Here is a 17,114-nt window from a genome sequence, read left to right on the forward strand (position 1 = left end):
TTGTCCAGTCGCTGCGCGAATGTTGCTGCGGGCGGCAAGGAGAGTCGGCTCCGAGCCGAGGACAAGCAAAGGATGGGAAACCAGATGAAGATTGTGATGGCTATCATCAAGCCGTTCAAGCTGGACGAGGTACGCGAGGCCTTGACGGCTGTGGGGATCCAGGGCCTGACCGTGACCGAGGTCAAGGGCTATGGACGCCAGAAGGGGCACACTGAAATCTACCGCGGCACCGAATACGCCGTCAGCTTTCTGCCGAAACTGAAGATCGAGATCGCAGTCTCGTCCGAGCTCGCCGACAAGGCCGTCGAAGCGATCGCTTCTGCTGCCAAGACCGGCCAGATCGGCGATGGCAAGATCTTTGTCTATGCGATCGATCAGGCCGTGCGGATCCGCACCGGCGAAACCAATACCGAAGCGCTGTAAGAACGGCTGTAAGGGGAGTTGTTACTGATGTCATTTGCCAATCTGAATTCCAATCTCGTGCGCCTTGGCGCCGCGTCCGCAGCAGTGCTGGCGCCGGTTGTCGCCTTCGCGCAGGAAGCAGCGCCCGCTGCAGCCGAAGCAGTTGCTGCAGCTCCGGTTCCGGACAAGGGCGATACCGCCTTCATGTTCCTCTGCACCATCCTCGTCCTGTTCATGCTGATCCCGGGTCTGGCTCTCTTCTATGGCGGTCTGGTTCGCGCCAAGAACATGCTCTCGGTTCTCATGCAGTGCACCGTCATCGGTTCGACCGTAATGCTTGCCTGGGTGATCTACGGTTACTCGTTCGCCTTCGGCGGCTCGGAAAGCCCTTATTTCGGCGGCTTCGCCAAGTTGTTCCTCTCCGGCGTTACGCCGGAAAGCACGGCAGCCACCTTCTCTGATGCCGTCATTCCGGAATACATCTTCATCATGTTCCAGATGACCTTCGCCGCCATCACGCCGGCCCTTATCGTCGGCGCCTTTGCGGAACGCATCAAGTTCTCCGCAGCAGTGCTCTTCTGCCTGCTCTGGGTCACCTTGGTCTACTTGCCGGTCGCTCACATGGTCTGGGATGCCAACGGCCTGATCTTCGGCTGGGGTGCACTCGACTTCGCTGGCGGCACCGTCGTTCACATCAATGCCGGCGTGGCTGGTTTGATCGGTGCGATCATGCTGGGCAAGCGCACGGGCTATGGCAAGGACATGATGGCTCCGCATTCGATGACGCTGACGCTCGTCGGTGCAGCCATGCTCTGGGTCGGCTGGTTCGGCTTCAACGCAGGCTCCAACCTCGAAGCCTCTGGTGGCGCCATGCTGGCGACCGTCAACACCTTCATCGCGACCGCAGCCGCTGTCGTCTCCTGGTGCCTGGTTGAAACCTTCACCCGTGGCAAGGCTTCGATGCTCGGCGCAGCTTCCGGCATGATCTCCGGCCTCGTTGCGATCACCCCGGCAGCCGGCATCGCCGGCCCGATGGGCGCGATCGTCATGGGTCTCATGGTTTCGCCGCTCTGCTACTTCTTCGTCGCCGTTGTGAAGAACAAGTTCGGCTATGACGACACCGCAGACGTCTTCGGCGTTCACGGTATCGGTGGCCTCTTTGGCGCCATCGCAACCGGCGTCTTCGCTTCCGCTTCGCTTGGCGGCATCGGCTACGCTGAAGGCGTGACCATGGGCGGCCAGGTCATGACCCAGATCTATGCTGTCGTCGTCACCATTCTGTGGTGCGGCATTGGCTCGATCATCCTCTACAAGCTGGTCGATCTGATCGTCGGTCTGCGTGTGCCGGTTGAAGCCGAGCGCGAAGGCCTCGACCTCGCCTCGCATGGCGAAGCAGCCTACCACAGCTAAGATCCCTCGGATCCTTGCAGTTCAAATGCGGCAGCGCCCGGGTCTCATCACCCGGGCGTTTTTTATGGAGAATTGACGACGGCTTCCCGTCACGCATGGTTAATGCAGCATTAACCCTCGATCCTGTAGTCTAGCAGCTGGCGATCTCCGTCTTGGGCGGGGATCGAAGGCATCACCGGCAACAGGACGGACAGAGACCCCATGAGCAGAAGCCATTCAGCAACGCTTCCGGAGCACTCGACACGCTCGGCGTTGTCAGCCTTCATGCTGCGCCAGATCCTGGCACTGACCGGCTTTGGGCTGTTTCTCCTTCTGGTGCTTGCAGTCGCGGCGCTCGCCACCTGGAACGTCTCGGATCCGAGCCTCTCCTATGCGACAGACAATCCGCCGACCAATATCCTCGGACTGTCCGGCGCAGTCTTTGCCGACCTGATGATGCAGTTCTTCGGGCTGGGTAGTCTTCTGGCGCTCCTGCCGGTGCTTGCCTGGTCCTTCGCCCTCATCGGCGGACGCCGTGTGACCCGCATCCCGGCCCGTCTCGGTGCCTGGGTTGCAGGCGCCCTGGTTGCGGCTGCCGCCGTCGGCTGCTTTCCGCCGCCGCAGACCTGGCCCCTGCCAAGTGGAACAGGCGGCGTGCTCGGCGATCTCATCCTGCGCTTTCCGGCACTCTTCATCGGCGCCTATCCGACGTCGACATTCGCGATGATCCTGGGTGCGGTGCTGGCCCTGCCGGCGACCTGGCTGATGCTGTTTGCGGCCGGCATTGTCGGCAAGGCTGCCGAGCCGGCGGATGACGAGGAGCCTGTCGCTCCGCTCGTCCGCGCCAAGCCAAAGGCACCCGTCTTCGAAGACGAAGAGGAAGACGACGAACGCGAAGGCCCGATCGCTCTGGTCATGGGTGCGGTAACTCACAACTGGTACACGACGCGCGCCCGCGTCCGACGCCTGTTCGGCCTGAAGTCCAGCGATCGTCGCGAGCGCGATTTCGAACAGCCCTATGATTTCAACGATGACGAATTCGGGACACTCAACGAGCCGGTGCGCGCCAAGGCACCACCGCTCAATGCCCGCGTCGAACCCTCCCTGGATGGCGCACCTCTGCGCCCGACCGGCCGCTCGATCGTATCCCCGCCGCCCATGTCGGCTGGGCACTTCGATGACGACGAAGACGATTTCGGTCTCGACGATCTGCCGCGGCCGGCCGGCATCCTTTCCGACGACGGCGTGCGATCGGCGCCGGCAAAGCCTGCCGGAGCCTCGCCGCGCGTTGCGGCACCCGCCGCACGTCCCAAGCCGGGCCCCCGCATGGAGCGCGACGCGCAAGGCTCGCTTCTACGTCCCGAAGGTTTCCAGCTGCCCTCGGTCCATCTTCTTGCCGAGCCGCGCGCCATTACACGCGACGCCACGCTGTCTGCCGAGGCGCTGGAGCACAATGCCCGCCTGCTCGAGGGCGTTCTCGACGACTTCGGCGTCAAGGGCGAGATCATCCATGTCCGGCCCGGCCCTGTCGTCACGCTCTACGAGCTCGAGCCGGCACCCGGCATCAAGTCGTCGCGCGTCATCGGCCTTGCCGACGACATTGCACGTTCGATGAGCGCAATTGCCGCCCGTGTTGCCGTGGTCCCCGGTCGCAACGCGATCGGCATCGAATTGCCCAACCAGACCCGCGAGACCGTCTACCTGCGCGAACTGATCGGCAGCCGCGACTTCGACGGCAACAAGGCAAAGCTTGCCATGGCACTCGGCAAGACGATCGGCGGCGAACCCGTCATCGCCGACCTCGCCAAGATGCCGCATCTGCTCGTCGCCGGCACCACCGGTTCGGGTAAGTCGGTTGCCATCAACACGATGATCCTGTCGCTCCTCTACAAGATGACGCCGGAGCAATGCCGCCTGATCATGATCGATCCGAAGATGCTGGAACTCTCCGTCTATGACGGCATCCCGCATCTTCTCTCTCCTGTTGTCACGGATCCGAAGAAGGCCGTGGTAGCGCTCAAATGGACCGTCCGCGAGATGGAAGAGCGCTACAAGAAGATGTCGAAGATCGGCGTTCGCAACATCGACGGCTTCAACGCCCGTGTCGCTCAGGCGCTCGAAAAGGGCGAGGTCCTGACCCGCACCGTGCAGACCGGCTTTGACCGCCAGACGGGCGAAGCGATCTACGAGACGGAAGAATTCGACCTGCAGCCACTGCCCTATATCGTCGTCATCATCGACGAAATGGCAGACCTGATGATGGTGGCCGGCAAGGACATCGAAGGCGCCGTTCAGCGGCTTGCACAGATGGCCCGTGCGGCCGGCATCCACGTGATCATGGCAACCCAGCGCCCATCGGTCGACGTCATCACCGGTACGATCAAGGCGAACTTCCCGACCCGTATTTCCTTCCAGGTAACGTCGAAGATCGACAGCCGCACCATTCTCGGCGAGCAGGGGGCCGAACAGCTGCTCGGCATGGGCGACATGCTCTACATGGCCGGCGGCGGCCGCATCCAGCGTGTCCACGGTCCCTTTGTCTCCGACCATGAGGTCGAAGAAATCGTTGCTTACCTCAAGACCCAAGGCTCGCCGCAATATCTCGAAGCAATCACCGTCGACGATGACGAGGATGGCGAAGATGGCGGCGGTCCTGTTGGAACCGGCAACCTCGGTGAATCGGACGATCCCTATGATCAGGCGGTCGCCATTGTCCTGCGTGACGGCAAGGCGTCGACCTCCTATGTCCAGCGTCGTCTTGGCATCGGCTATAACCGTGCCGCGTCCCTGATCGAGCGCATGGAGAAGGAGGGCATCATCGGTCCTGCCAACCATGCCGGCAAACGCGAAATTCTGGTACCGACCGAAGAGTAAGGCATCAATCGGTTCCGGAATGGAACAAGCGGACATGCGGACGAGTTGCCGCAGCGGCACAGGCGATAACGGTCATGAAGCCGCCGCCTTTTTCGGCGAGACCGAGAGCATATGAAGGAGTATCGCATGAAAGAAATCAAGGAACGCGGCGCCCGCCTCCCGATGTTGGCCAGCCGCCGCCAGTTCGTGCTGGGTACGGCTGCGATGATGGCTTGCGCCGCTCTGCCGTTCCCCGCATTCGCACAGGCGGGCGCGGCCCAGCAGATCGCCGACCATTTCTCGAGCGTGAGCACCATGATGGGCGAATTCGTCCAATTCGGTCCGCGTGGCGAGCAGACAGGCGGCAAGTTCTTCATCGAACGTCCGGGCAAGCTGCGCTTCAACTATGAACAGCCGTCGCCGATGCGCGTGATTTCCGATGGCAAGAATGTCGTCATCGGTAATACCAAGCTGAAGACCTGGGATCTCTACCCACTCAACAAGACGCCGCTCAGCCTGCTTCTCGCCAACCGGATCGATCTCAGCAACCAGATGGTCCGCGACGTCAAGCAGGAAGCGGACCTGACGACGATCGTGCTCGGCGACCGGACGATCTTCGGCGATTCGACGATCACACTGATGTTCGATCCGAAGTCCTACGAACTGCGCCAGTGGACGATCACCGACGTGCAGAAAAAGGATACGTCGGTGATGATCTTCAATGTTCAGAATGGCGTGCAGTTCGACCCGAGCGTCTTTGAAATTCCCTATGCCGAAGTACATGGCCAGAGACGCGGCGGCTGAGACATTCTGTTTCGACCTGTGGAGAAGGCGGTAGATCGCAAGGGATCAGCCGCCTTTTCCTGTTCATGGGCACCTGAACCTCCTAAGAAGCCGGGGGAACATTCAAGGCGGCCACGATGACACTCGCAATCACGACCTGGAACATCAACTCGGTGCGTCTGCGCCTGCCGATCGTCCAGGACTTCCTCAAGCGTGAAAATCCGGACATCCTGTGCCTGCAGGAAATCAAGTGCCAGAACGACCAGTTCCCGGCAGCGGAGATCGCAGAACTCGGCTATTCCAACATCGTGATCCATGGGCAGAAGGGCTACCACGGGGTAGCAATCTGCTCGAAACTGCCTTTGGCCGAAGATCATCGGCAGGATTACTGCGGCGTCGGCGACAGCCGGCACATCTCGGCAGTCTTCGAATGGGCAGGGCGGCGGATCCGCCTGCACAACTTCTATGTGCCGGCCGGCGGCGACGAGCCGAACCGCGAGATCAACCCGAAATTCGGGCACAAGCTCGACTTCATCGAGGAGATGAAGGCCCTGTCCGCCGAGGCGGAACCGAACACGGGCACCATTCTGGTCGGCGATCTGAACATCGCGCCGCTGGAACACGATGTCTGGTCCCACAAGCAGATGCTCAAGATCGTCAGCCATACGCCGGTCGAAACGGAAGGCTTGCTCGCCATCATGCGTCAGGGCAAATGGGTCGACCTGATGCGCCAGCACGTGCCGGCTTCGGAGAAGCTCTACACCTGGTGGAGCTATCGGGCGAAGGATTGGGCCGCAGCAGACCGAGGCCGCCGTCTCGATCACATCTGGTCCTCTTCCGATCTCGCACCACTTCTGTCGCGCGTCGATATCCTCAAGGAAGCGCGTGGATGGAACCAGCCTTCGGACCATGTACCCGTAACGGCCCGCTTCCAGAATCCATAGCAGGCGATATAAAGTCGGCTATCTAGGAGAATTTCGGCGCCAGCGCTTCCGCGCCATCGATCAGAGCCGCAAGCGACTGCTTGATCCGCCCCTCGACCTGGCGCGCCATCTGCGGATATTCCTCAAGCAGTCGGTGGAAGAGCGTCCGGGTGATCCTGATGACGTCGACATCCTCGACCGCAACCGCAGTGTATTTGCGCTCCACCATGGTGATCAGGGCGAGCTCGGACAACATGATCCCGGGACCGACCCGGGCTTCCAGATGCGGCTTTCCATCCCGGCCGATCACATAGAGCTCGATCTCGCCGCGAACGACGACATAGGCACATTCTGCCGGCGCCTTTTCCCGGAAGAGAGCCTGCCCCGCTGCAACCTGCCTGTGCTCGGCACCGAAGGCGATCAGACGCAGCTGATCCTTGTCCACACCGGAAAAGAGAGGCAGAGCCGACAGAAGCTCGATATCGTCGCTGAGTGACATTACGTTTCCTGGTCCGATCGGGCATCGTCGATACGCCCGCTGTCAGTCCATAACGCAAAACGGGGATGAAAACGACACAGAGGTCGCCTTCATCCCCGTCGCATTCTGATCCGTCGTTCAGGGAACGATCTTGTAGCCGCCGTTTTCGGTGACCAGGATTTCGGCATTCGAGGGATCGCGCTCGATCTTCTGGCGAAGCCGGTAGACATGGGTTTCGAGCGTATGGGTCGTCACGCCGGAATTGTAACCCCAGACCTCTTCGAGCAGAACATCGCGCGTCACCACTTTCTGGCCGGCACGATAGAGGTAGCGGATGATTGCCGATTCCTTTTCCGTCAGGCGGATCTTCTTGCCGTCTTCGGTCGTCAGCAGTTTCTGGCTCGGCTTGAAGAGATAGGGACCGACCCCGAACGTCGCGTCCTCGCTCTGCTCGAACTGGCGCAATTGCGCGCGGATACGAGCGAGCAGAACGGCGAAGCGGAAGGGCTTGGTGACGTAGTCGTTGGCGCCCGCTTCGAGGCCGAGGATCGTATCGGAATCCGTGTCGTGGCCTGTCAGCATGATGACCGGCGACTTGAAGCCGCCCTTGCGCAGGAGCTTGACCGCTTCGCGGCCATCCATGTCCGGCAGCCCGACATCCATGATCATCAGATCGATCTGGGCGGTTTTTGCCGTCTGCATGGCGCGGGTCGCATTGCTTTCCTGCATGAGCGCAAACTCTTCGTAGAGCGAGAGCTGCTCGACCAGGATCTGCCTCAGATCGTCGTCATCATCTACAAGCAGAATGGTCCGCGTCGTCATCCGTCATCCTTCCAGTTTGGTCCCGTGCTTGGGATCTTGCTGCCCAAGTACACTGGATGTAAGCCTTACTCGCAGCCGTTTAAGGGCTATGAATACAACAATATTCACGAACAAGGCAAAAAGTCGTGACCAAGAGGCGGAAGACAGCGAAAATCGCAGGCTCAGAAGTCAAACGACTGTTGGTCCGCCCCGCTCCCGGCAATCAAAGACAGGCTATTCTTCAGGCGGGATCATTGACCTTTCGAGCGGCCCTCGGGCGCGGCGGCCGCACCAGTCGCAAGCGTGAGGGCGATGGCGCGACACCGATCGCGGTCATGCCTCTGCTCTTTGCCTATCGCCGGGGTGACAGTGGGCCATGGCCGTCCAGCCTGTTGAGCATGCGCCGATCATCATCCGACATGCTCTGGTGCGACGCAGTCGGCGACCCGAACTACAATCGCCCCGTCCGCGCGCCCTTCAAACCCAGTCATGAAACACTGCAGCGGACCGACGAGCTGTATGATGTCTGCATCGTGCTCGACTGGAACCTGCGAAGCCGCAAGCGCAGATGTGGCTCTGCAATCTTCTTTCACATCGCAAGACCCGGTTACACTCCGACGGAGGGCTGCGTCGCCATCAGCCCTCGGGATATGCGGCGCCTGCTCCCGCATCTCGGCCCCCGCACTACGCTTCAGGTTCTTTGAACCGAGATTAAGGGCTTTTGGGCGGTTCGGCCCTTTCACCGATGACGGAGCATCCTAGATACAAAAGAGGCGGACGGCGCTTTTTTGCGCCTCTTCGTGACCGCCAACGATTTCGCGCCAAGCGCATCGAATGACACATCTGGAGATATTGATGACAGACCAGACGCATATTGCCCTGAACGACGGCGCCCGCATTCCCCAGGTGGGCTTAGGCGTCTGGCAGACCCCGAACGACGAAGCAGCCCCCGCCGTCAAGGCCGCGCTGTCGGCCGGCTATCGCCATGTCGACACGGCCGCCGTCTATGAGAATGAAGAGGGCGTCGGCGAAGGCATCCGCCAGTCCGGGATCGACCGGGCGGAAATCTATCTCACGACCAAGCTCTGGAACACCGAACAAGGCTACGAGCAGACGCTGAAAGCCTTCGATGCCAGCCTGAAACGGCTGGGAACCGATTATGTCGACCTCTATCTCATCCATTGGCCTTCTGCTCATCGGGGCCTCTTCGTCGACACCTGGAAGGCATTCGTGAAGCTGAGGGAAGAAGGACGGGCGAAGTCCATCGGCGTGTCCAATTTCTATCCGGAGCACATTGAGAAGATCATCGCCGAGACTGGCGTAACCCCGGTCATCAACCAGATCGAACTTCATCCGGACTTCCAGCAGCGCGAGGCGCGCGCCTTCCACGAGAAGCATGGCATCGCCACGCAGTCGTGGAGCCCGCTGGGCCAGGGCAAGCTTCTTGGACACCCTGCCATTGCTGATATCGCCGCCAAGCTCGGTCGCACGCCGGCTCAGGTCATCATCCGCTGGCATATCGACAACGGCCTTGTGGTCATTCCGAAATCGGTCACCCCGTCGCGGATCAGCGAAAACTTCAAGGTCTTCGACTTCAAATTGTCAGCGGAAGACCTGGAAACGTTGAACGGTCTCGACGATGCGGGCGCCCGTCTCGGACCGGATCCGAAGACGGCAACCTTCTGATTCACGTGAGACACTGCGGATCGACGTGAGACGGGCCGCCTCCCGAAAAGGAGGCGGCCCGTTTGCCGTTCACTGTTTGACGGCCGAGTCCCAGTGCTCGTCGGCCTTGCCGTCGACGATCCGCCAGGTGTCATACCAGGTGGTGGTATAGGTTTTCGACGGATCCTTGGGATCTTTCTCCTCGCGGACGATGCCGACGGTCACCAGATCGCCCTCGGCTGTGACGAAAGCCACAGGGGTCGACAGTTTCTCGGGGAGCGGCTTCTTCTCGACTTTCAGGACCTCTGTGAAAAACGCGACAACGGTATCGCGGCCCGACGCGACGTTCGGATTGTGCTGGAGGTAGCGCTCGGTCAAGAAGCGGTCGGCCTGATCCCAGTGCCCGGCCTCCAGGAGGTCGCGCATGATGTGATAGACGACCTGCTTGTTGGCATGCAGCTGTGGATCGGGGCTCGTGAACAGAGCTTCCTTGTCGGCAGCGGCAACCACAGCTTCCTGAGCAAAAGCCGGGGAGGGATAGGTCAAAGGTGAAAAGAGACTGAGGTTAACGGCAAGAACGGCCAATTGCTTGATCATGGTTTCATCCTCGAAGACAGCAAGGGAAGATCATCCGGTGATACCGCTTGCTGCCCGATGCAGGTAGAAGGCAGTTTTTTCAGCCGAGGTCTGCAAAACAGAACCGCCACGAGATCGCTCCACAAGAACAAGGAGCCGGAGATGCCCTCCTGTAGGGGCGCTTCTTGCCATCCCTGAACAAGATGTGACACTGTGCGCTGCCACAATTCGGGAGATTTCCATGCTGCTCCGCCGCGCTGTCCTTGCCGGTCTCTCCGCCCTTGCCCTGCTGCCTCTTTCGGCCAACGCCACTGACCTGCCGGATCTCGGCGGCAAGACGGTGGTCGTGGTGACGGAGAATGCCTATCCGCCATTGCAGTTCGTCGACCCGAAGTCCGGCCAGCAGATCGGCTGGGAATATGACGCGATGAACGAGATCGCCAAGCGGCTGAATTTCACGGTCGAGTATCAGAACACCTCCTGGGATGCGATGATTCAGGCCGTGTCGGACAACCAGTTTCAGATCGGTATGACCGGCATCACGATCAAGGAAGACCGCAAGGAGAAGGTGGATTTCTCAGAGCCCTACATGCGCTCTGAGCAGTTCATGCTGGTTCGCGGTGACGAGAGCCGGTTTACCGACGGCAAGAGCTTTGCCGCCGTTGAAGACGGTCTTGTCGGTGCACAGCCGGGCACGACCCCCTTCTACACGGCCGTTTATGAGATCCTCGACGGCAACGAGCAGAACCCGCGCATCAAGCTGTTCGAGACCTTCGGCGCGACTGTCCAGGCATTGAAGACCGGTGACGTCGACGTCGTGCTGACGGACGGCACCGCCGGCAAGGGTTATGTCGATGCTTCTAATGGCGGGCTCAAGCTCGTCGGTGGTCCGCTCGGTTCGGAAGACTTCGGCTTCATCTTCCCGAAGGGCTCCGAACTCGTCGCGCCCGTCAATGCCGCGATCGCCGCGATGAAGGCCGACGGCACCATCGAGACGCTGAACAAGAAGTGGTTCCTAGACTACAAGATGGGCGAATGAACCGCGTCCGTCCCTGCGACCTGAAGGCGGGTGACTGATGGCATTTCAGACCCTTCCCCAGGGTGACCAGAAAGGCGATCGGCCCTGGTGGCTGATCGCCTTCCTTGTGCTGGCGGCAGCCCTCGCCGTCGTGATCTTCGTCAGCGACCTCTATGCTCAGGTCTTCAACACGGTTGCCAAGGGTCTCTGGGTGACGATCTTCGTCACGCTGATCGGCTTTGCCCTGGCCACGGCGCTCGGCCTGCTGATTGCACTCATGGGAATGTCGGACAGCCTTGTCCTGCGCCAGATTGCCCGGTTCTACGTCGAAGTGGTGCGCGGCATTCCGATCATCGTCTTGCTCTTCTATATCGCGTTCGTTGGTGCGCCCGGCTTCGTCGCACTGTACAACCTCGTAACGTCACCCCTCGTATCGGCGGGCATTGCCGAGCCGATGGTGGTGCGTGACATCTCCCTGATGTGGCGCGCGATTATTGCGCTGATGATCGGCTATTCGGCCTTCATCGCCGAAATCTTTCGCGCCGGGATCCAGTCGATCGACAAGGGACAGATCGAGGCGGCCAAGGCGCTTGGCTTGAGCCGCAGCCAGCGCTTTCGGCTGGTGGTCTTCCCGCAGGCAATCCGGGTCATCTTCCCCCCGCTGTCGAACGATTTCGTCGCCATGGTGAAGGATTCGTCCCTCGTATCGGTTCTCGGGGTCGCCGACATCACCCAGATGGGCAAGGTCTATGCCTCCGGTTCGTTTCGCTTCTTCGAGACCTATTCGATCGTGGCCTATGTCTATCTTGTCCTGACGATCGGCCTTTCGATCCTCCTGCGAGGATTTGAACAGCGCATGAGGGAGCGACATCGATGAAGCTGCCGGCGCTCGAACAAACGGCAAATGCCATAAACCGCGTGCGCTACTATGCAGCCGGCATCACACGACACGCCGTGCCGCGCGAATGGTACCTGCAAAGGTGCAGGCATGTCCTTGGTGACCTGGAGGCATCACCCGAACTCGAAGAGTGGATGCGAAGGGCGAACTACTACAACAGATTGCCCCATTGTTCCGTCGAACCCGGCACGAGGCTGAATGCGGTGGACTGGGCCCAGAGCCGCTATTACTTCGATCTGGACGAGTATCTGCGCTACTTTCCCTGCCGACTGAAGGTCAACTATCTCTTCGGCGACGTGACCTGGGTTCCGAACGCGCCAAACCTCGTCAAGAGCCGCCCGAGCGACGGGGAGAACGGAAACTCCGTGCTTCTGAACCTGGACAAGCTCAGGCATTTCCGGCTTTGCTCGGACGAGACGCCCTGGGAGAAGAAAAAGCCGATGGCCGTCTGGCGTGGAGCGCTCAACAATCCGCTGCGCCTGGAACTGCTGCGCCGCCATCAGCAGAGCGAGTTCGCTGATGTCGGCCATGTCGGAGAAGCAAAAGACGGTCTTGAGGCCAAAGCTTTCCTCAGCCCGCGACAACAGATGGGTTACCGCTATATCCTGTCCATCGAGGGCTTCGATGTCGCCACCAACCTGAAATGGATCATGGCATCCCGCAGTGTTTGCGTCATGCCGAAGGGGCGCTACGAGACATGGTTCATGGAAGGCGGCCTGATCCCCGACCGCCACTTCGTCGAGGTGCGCGCCGATTTCAGCGATCTCGAAGACAAGATTGCGGCGCTGGAACGGGATCCGCTTTGGGCGCAGGACATCGTGGCCAATGCCAATGCCCATGTCGCCTCGTTCTGCGATCGAAAGACCGAACGCAAGATCTCCTTGCTGGTGCTCCAGAAGTATTTCGAAGCGACGGGGCAACTTCCCCCGTCAGCCTTCAGCCACCTGTTCTTTCAGCAGACGCGCGAATTTCAGCCTGCATGAACCGTCAGTAGGTTTCAGGGACATACATGTCCGCTGGAACCGGATGGCGGATATAGTCCTCATGGCGCACCCGGGCGGGAAGCTCGATCGCTTCCTTGGGTACATGTTCGTAAGGCACCTGCGTAAGCAGATGCGCGATCATGTTGAGACGCGCCTTCTTCTTGTCGACGGCCTGGACGACCCACCAGGGTGCCTCCGGAATATGCGTGCGTTCCAGCATCTCTTCTTTGGCGCGGGTATAGCTTTCCCAATGAACCCGGCTTTCGAGGTCCATCGGCGACAGCTTCCACTGCTTCAAGGGATCGTTGATCCGCATCCGGAAGCGGAATTCCTGCTCTTCATCGGTGATCGAGAACCAGTATTTGACGAGAATGATCCCAGAGCGCACCAGCATGCGCTCGAATTCCGGGACGGAGCGGAAGAACTCTTCGAGCTCGTCTGGTGTGCAGAAACCCATGACCCGCTCGACACCGGCCCGATTGTACCAGGAGCGGTCGAAGAGGACCATTTCGCCGGCCGTTGGCAGATGCTGCACGTAACGCTGGAAATACCACTGGCTACGCTCGCGCTCGGTGGGTGCCGGCAGGGCAACGACCCGGCAGACACGCGGATTGAGCCGCTGGGTCACGCGTTTGATCGCCCCACCCTTACCGGCCGAATCGCGTCCCTCGAACAGCACGACCATTTTCAGCTTCTTGTACTGCACCCAGTCCTGCAGACGGACCAGTTCGTGCTGCAGCCGGAAAAGTTCGCGGAAGTACACCCTCCGGTCGATCATCGGCTCGGACATGCCATCGGCGACGAGCTGGTCGAGGCGATCCTCGTCCAGCTGCTGTTCCAGCTCCTCGTCGAAGCTGTCGAGGAGTTCGGTCTTGATGCGGTGGATCTCTTCGTTCATGGCGCCGGTTCCGAATGGAGTTCGATAGTGACGAAGATCAATCATGCTTGCAAGAAAGCTTCATGACAGTCGCATGTCATGGGGCGCTCGAAGCAATTGCCGACAAATGCGAAAACTGGTATGACCCCGGTCATGGGATCGAAATTCGGATGCCTCGCGAACCAGTTTATTGTGCTGCAGGACCACAAGCGTCTGCCGGCACGCTTCTTCGCGCGCGTTCAAGGGGCCCTTGCGAGCCTTCGCGGCTGAGCTCCTGCGACCGGAAGACCGGCGCGATAAGACCTCACACTTCAAGAAATCCCTTTATACTCAGTCTGGATGGAACTCACCCATGAGCGCACCTCGCACCCTTTACGACAAGATCTGGGACGACCACGTCGTCGATCGTCAGGACGATGGCACCTGTCTTCTCTACATCGACCGTCACCTCGTTCACGAAGTGACCTCTCCGCAGGCCTTCGAAGGTCTGCGCATGGCAGGCCGCAAGGTTCGCGCGCCGCAGAAGACGCTCGCCGTCGTCGACCACAACGTGCCGACCTCGCCGGACCGCCACCTCGGCATCAAGAACGAGGAAAGCCGCATCCAGGTCGAGGCGCTTGCCACCAACGCAGCCGAGTTCGGCGTCGAATACTACTCGGCTTCCGACAAGCGCCAGGGCATCGTGCATATCGTCGGCCCCGAACAGGGCTTCACCCTGCCGGGCATGACCATCGTCTGCGGTGACAGCCATACTTCGACGCATGGCGCTTTCGGTGCACTCGCGCATGGCATCGGCACGTCCGAGGTCGAGCACGTGCTCGCGACCCAGACGCTGATCCAGAAGAAGGCGAAGAACATGCTGGTGCGCGTCGACGGGAAGTTGCCCGAAGGCGTAACAGCGAAGGACATCATCCTCGCCATCATCGGAGAGATCGGCACGGCCGGCGGCACCGGCCACGTCATCGAATTCGCCGGCGAAGCCATCGAGGCGCTGTCGATGGAAGGTCGCATGACCGTCTGCAACATGACGATCGAGGGCGGCGCCCGCGCCGGTCTCATCGCGCCTGACGAAAAGACCTTCGAATACATCAAGGACAAGCCGCGCGCGCCCAAGGGCGAAGCCCTCGAGCAGGCGCTTGCCTACTGGAAGACGCTGAAGTCCGACGAAGGCGCGCATTTCGATCGCGTCGTCGTGCTCGATGCCGCCAATCTGCCGCCGATCGTGTCGTGGGGCTCTTCGCCGGAAGACGTAGTCTCCGTCGAAGGCGTCGTTCCCAACCCCGACGACATCGCCGATGAAAACAAGCGCACCTCAAAGTGGCGCGCGCTCGACTATATGGGCCTGAAGCCGGGCACCAAGATCACCGACATCGCCATCGACCGCGTCTTCATCGGCTCCTGCACCAACGGTCGTATCGAGGACCTGCGCGAAGTGGCCAAGGTCGTCGAAGGCAAACAGGTGGCATCCACCGTATCTGCCATGATCGTTCCGGGCTCCGGTCTGGTGAAGGAACAGGCTGAAGCGGAAGGCCTCGACAAGATCTTCAAGGCCGCCGGCTTCGACTGGCGCGAGCCGGGCTGCTCGATGTGCCTCGCCATGAACGACGACCGCTTGAAGCCGGGCGAGCGTTGCGCATCGACGTCCAACCGCAACTTCGAAGGCCGCCAGGGCTTCAAGGGTCGCACGCACCTCGTATCGCCGGCAATGGCAGCCGCCGCCGCTGTAGCGGGTCACTTCGTCGACATTCGCAGCTTCAAGTAAGCGCGAGACAAGATGGACTTGATCTTCGCCGCCCGCTGAAAAGCGGGCGGTTTCTTTTTGCCGGCCGGTTGCAAAGGCGCCCGAAGCAGCTATCGTCCGCAACGTCACAAAACTGTCATACGCCGCTTGCGGGTCTCTCATGAAAACCAGTGAATTCGTCAACTCGATCCGCAGGCCGCGGTCGTGAGTGCTGTTGCCGTGGGGCTAGCGCTGATCGCCGCGATCTTGCACGCCAGTTGGAACGCCTTCCTGCGGACAGGAGCAGACCGTCTCTGGTCGATCACCGTGATGAGCCTGGCGGGCAGTATCATTACCCTTCCCCTGCTTTTTACGGTTCCTGTGCCGGGGGCAGCCGCATGGCCATACATCCTGCTCTCGGCAAGCCTTCAGGTGGGCTATAGCCTGTTCCTCGTGGCGGCTTACCGCCATGGGGAACTCGGCCAGGTCTACCCGATCGTTCGCGGCACCGTTCCTCTCCTCGTGACACTCGGCGGCTTTCTCTTCTTCGGCGAAGTGTTGGGGCCGTGGCAGACCCTCGGCGTCGTTATGATTGCGACCGGCATCATGAGCCTGTCGCTTGGCAAGACCCGAGCTGCGACCTCATCCATTCTCTTTGCCCTGACGACAGGCCTGATCATCGCCTGCTATTCGACCGTCGACTCGCGCGGTGTGAAGCTGGTCGAACAACCCATCGCCTATGCGTTCTGGGTACTGTTTCTTTTTGGCATCATGATCACGATTGCCTTTGCCGTGACACGACGGGGACTGACCATCGATCTGCGCTCGCCGCTGACTTGGAAGGCGGCCGCTGGAGGCGTTGTCGCCATGTTGGCCTACGGCCTTGTCGTTGTCGCCTATGCCTATGCACCAGCAGGGCTTGTCACGGCGGTCAGGGAAACAAGTGTCGTCTTCGCCGTATTGATTGGCGCCCTTCTCCTAGGCGAGCCCCTCACCGTCCGACGGCTTCTTGCCTGCCTGATCGTTGCCGGCGGCGCAATCAGCGTCAGTCTCTAACGGACAGCCCAAACGAAAAAAGGCTCCGGAAACCGGAGCCTTTCGTGATATTGCAAGCTTGCAGCTGCTTATTCGGCAGAAGCTTCGGCAGCGGCTGCAGCTTCAGCGGCAGCGGCCTTTTCAGCGGCTTCGGCTGCTGCCTTTTCGGCGGCCAGTGCCTGTGCTGCTGCAACCTTCTCGGCTTCCAGACGTGCCTTTTCCTCGGCAACGGCGGCGCGCTCGGCGTCGTTCAGCTTGCGGGCGCGGGTGCCGGTGTTCTCGACGATACGAGCCGACTTGCCGCGACGATCGCGCAGGTAGTAGAGCTTGGCGCGACGGACCTTACCGCGGCGGACGATTTCGACGCTTTCGACCAGCGGCGAGTAGACCGGGAATACGCGCTCGACGCCTTCGCCGTAGGAGATCTTGCGAACGGTGAAGCTTTCGTTGATGCCGCCGCCCGAACGCGCGATGCAAACGCCTTCATAGGCCTGTACACGGGTACGGTTGCCTTCCTTGACGGTGACGTTGACGCGGAGCGTGTCGCCGGGAGAGAATTCCGGGAGCTTGCGCTTGGCTTCGATCTTGGCGGCCTGTTCGGCTTCCAGCTGCTGAATGATGTTCATGTCTAACCTCGGTTTCTTCTGAATCAGCCAGAGCGCTCAACGATGATCCCCAGGACTTTGCCGCAGGATATTGGCCTTGATGGGCCG

The 17,114-nt window shown here is 60.6% G+C and carries 17 protein-coding genes; 12 read left to right on the forward strand and 5 right to left on the reverse strand.

What is annotated here, in order from left to right; all coding sequences use genetic code 11:
* Positions 1-72: 72 nt before the first annotated feature.
* The 5 genes from BW978_RS16840 to BW978_RS16860 all read left to right on the forward strand — a co-directional run bounded on the left by BW978_RS16840 (position 73) and on the right by BW978_RS16860 (position 6,371).
* Positions 73-423 carry a P-II family nitrogen regulator gene (locus BW978_RS16840; RefSeq protein ID WP_076396987.1) on the forward strand — a complete coding sequence of 117 codons (351 nt, stop codon included), beginning with the start codon at positions 73-75 and terminating at the stop codon, positions 421-423.
* Positions 424-450: 27 nt separating this feature from the next.
* On the forward strand, positions 451-1,812 hold the full coding sequence (locus BW978_RS16845) for an ammonium transporter (RefSeq protein ID WP_076396988.1): 1,362 nt from the start codon (positions 451-453) through the stop codon (positions 1,810-1,812).
* A 201-nt stretch (positions 1,813-2,013) separates the two neighbouring features.
* Positions 2,014-4,665: an FtsK/SpoIIIE family DNA translocase gene (locus tag BW978_RS16850; protein ID WP_076396989.1), complete on the forward strand. Its 2,652-nt coding sequence runs from the start codon at positions 2,014-2,016 to the stop codon at positions 4,663-4,665.
* Between the two features lie 126 nt (positions 4,666-4,791).
* Positions 4,792-5,448 (forward strand): outer membrane lipoprotein carrier protein LolA, encoded by a 657-nt coding sequence (locus tag BW978_RS16855; RefSeq protein WP_076396990.1) that lies wholly within the window; start codon positions 4,792-4,794, stop codon positions 5,446-5,448.
* Positions 5,449-5,564: 116 nt separating this feature from the next.
* Positions 5,565-6,371, forward strand: coding sequence for an exodeoxyribonuclease III (locus tag BW978_RS16860; RefSeq protein ID WP_076396991.1), 807 nt, complete (start codon positions 5,565-5,567; stop codon positions 6,369-6,371).
* Between the two features lie 22 nt (positions 6,372-6,393).
* On the opposite strand, the gene BW978_RS16865 is transcribed toward BW978_RS16860, so the two are convergent.
* Complete coding sequence (locus tag BW978_RS16865; RefSeq protein ID WP_076396992.1) at positions 6,394-6,849, reverse strand: cyclic nucleotide-binding domain-containing protein; 456 nt, start codon at positions 6,847-6,849, stop codon at positions 6,394-6,396.
* Between the two features lie 117 nt (positions 6,850-6,966).
* The gene (locus BW978_RS16870) at positions 6,967-7,650 is read right to left on the reverse strand and encodes a response regulator transcription factor (RefSeq protein WP_076396993.1); all 684 of its coding nucleotides are present in this window, start codon (positions 7,648-7,650) and stop codon (positions 6,967-6,969) included.
* A 152-nt stretch (positions 7,651-7,802) separates the two neighbouring features.
* Here BW978_RS16870 and BW978_RS16875 point away from each other — a divergent pair, with 152 nt between their 5' ends.
* Positions 7,803-8,333, forward strand: coding sequence for a L,D-transpeptidase family protein (locus BW978_RS16875; protein ID WP_076397119.1), 531 nt, complete (start codon positions 7,803-7,805; stop codon positions 8,331-8,333).
* Positions 8,334-8,484: 151 nt separating this feature from the next.
* On the forward strand, positions 8,485-9,315 hold the full coding sequence (locus BW978_RS16880; protein ID WP_076396994.1) for an aldo/keto reductase: 831 nt from the start codon (positions 8,485-8,487) through the stop codon (positions 9,313-9,315).
* A gap of 69 nt (positions 9,316-9,384) precedes the next feature.
* Here the strand turns inward: BW978_RS16880 and BW978_RS16885 are convergent, their stop codons facing one another.
* A complete protein-coding gene (locus BW978_RS16885) occupies positions 9,385-9,891 on the reverse strand; it encodes a nuclear transport factor 2 family protein (protein WP_083697619.1) in 507 nt (168 codons plus the stop codon).
* A 220-nt stretch (positions 9,892-10,111) separates the two neighbouring features.
* On the opposite strand from BW978_RS16885, the gene BW978_RS16890 reads away from it, so the two are divergent.
* Genes BW978_RS16890 through BW978_RS16900 form a run of 3 tightly spaced genes read left to right on the forward strand, consistent with a single transcriptional unit; the run spans position 10,112 to position 12,769 of the window.
* Complete coding sequence (locus BW978_RS16890) at positions 10,112-10,909, forward strand: transporter substrate-binding domain-containing protein (RefSeq protein ID WP_076396995.1); 798 nt, start codon at positions 10,112-10,114, stop codon at positions 10,907-10,909.
* A 37-nt stretch (positions 10,910-10,946) separates the two neighbouring features.
* Positions 10,947-11,765, forward strand: a complete 819-nt coding sequence (locus BW978_RS16895; protein ID WP_076396996.1) for an amino acid ABC transporter permease — start codon at positions 10,947-10,949, stop codon at positions 11,763-11,765.
* Positions 11,762-12,769 carry a glycosyl transferase family 90 gene (locus tag BW978_RS16900; RefSeq protein ID WP_076396997.1) on the forward strand — a complete coding sequence of 336 codons (1,008 nt, stop codon included), beginning with the start codon at positions 11,762-11,764 and terminating at the stop codon, positions 12,767-12,769. The genes BW978_RS16895 and BW978_RS16900 overlap by 4 nt, the downstream gene beginning before the upstream one ends.
* 4 nt (positions 12,770-12,773) lie before the next feature.
* On the opposite strand, the gene ppk2 is transcribed toward BW978_RS16900, so the two are convergent.
* Entirely contained in the window at positions 12,774-13,667 is an 894-nt protein-coding gene (ppk2, locus tag BW978_RS16905; RefSeq protein ID WP_076397121.1) for a polyphosphate kinase 2, read from the reverse strand.
* Positions 13,668-13,998: 331 nt separating this feature from the next.
* On the opposite strand from ppk2, the gene leuC reads away from it, so the two are divergent.
* Together leuC and BW978_RS16915 are read left to right on the forward strand one after the other, a co-directional pair.
* A complete protein-coding gene (gene leuC, locus BW978_RS16910) occupies positions 13,999-15,408 on the forward strand; it encodes a 3-isopropylmalate dehydratase large subunit (protein ID WP_076396998.1) in 1,410 nt (469 codons plus the stop codon).
* 183 nt (positions 15,409-15,591) lie between these two features.
* Positions 15,592-16,422: a DMT family transporter gene (locus BW978_RS16915; protein ID WP_076396999.1), complete on the forward strand. Its 831-nt coding sequence runs from the start codon at positions 15,592-15,594 to the stop codon at positions 16,420-16,422.
* 68 nt (positions 16,423-16,490) lie between these two features.
* Here the strand turns inward: BW978_RS16915 and rplS are convergent, their stop codons facing one another.
* Positions 16,491-17,027, reverse strand: a complete 537-nt coding sequence (gene rplS, locus BW978_RS16920) for a 50S ribosomal protein L19 (protein ID WP_006724279.1) — start codon at positions 17,025-17,027, stop codon at positions 16,491-16,493.
* Between the last annotated feature and the right edge of the window lie 87 nt (positions 17,028-17,114).

Source organism: Rhizobium sp. RU33A, from assembly GCF_900156055.1.
GTDB lineage: Bacteria > Pseudomonadota > Alphaproteobacteria > Rhizobiales > Rhizobiaceae > Allorhizobium.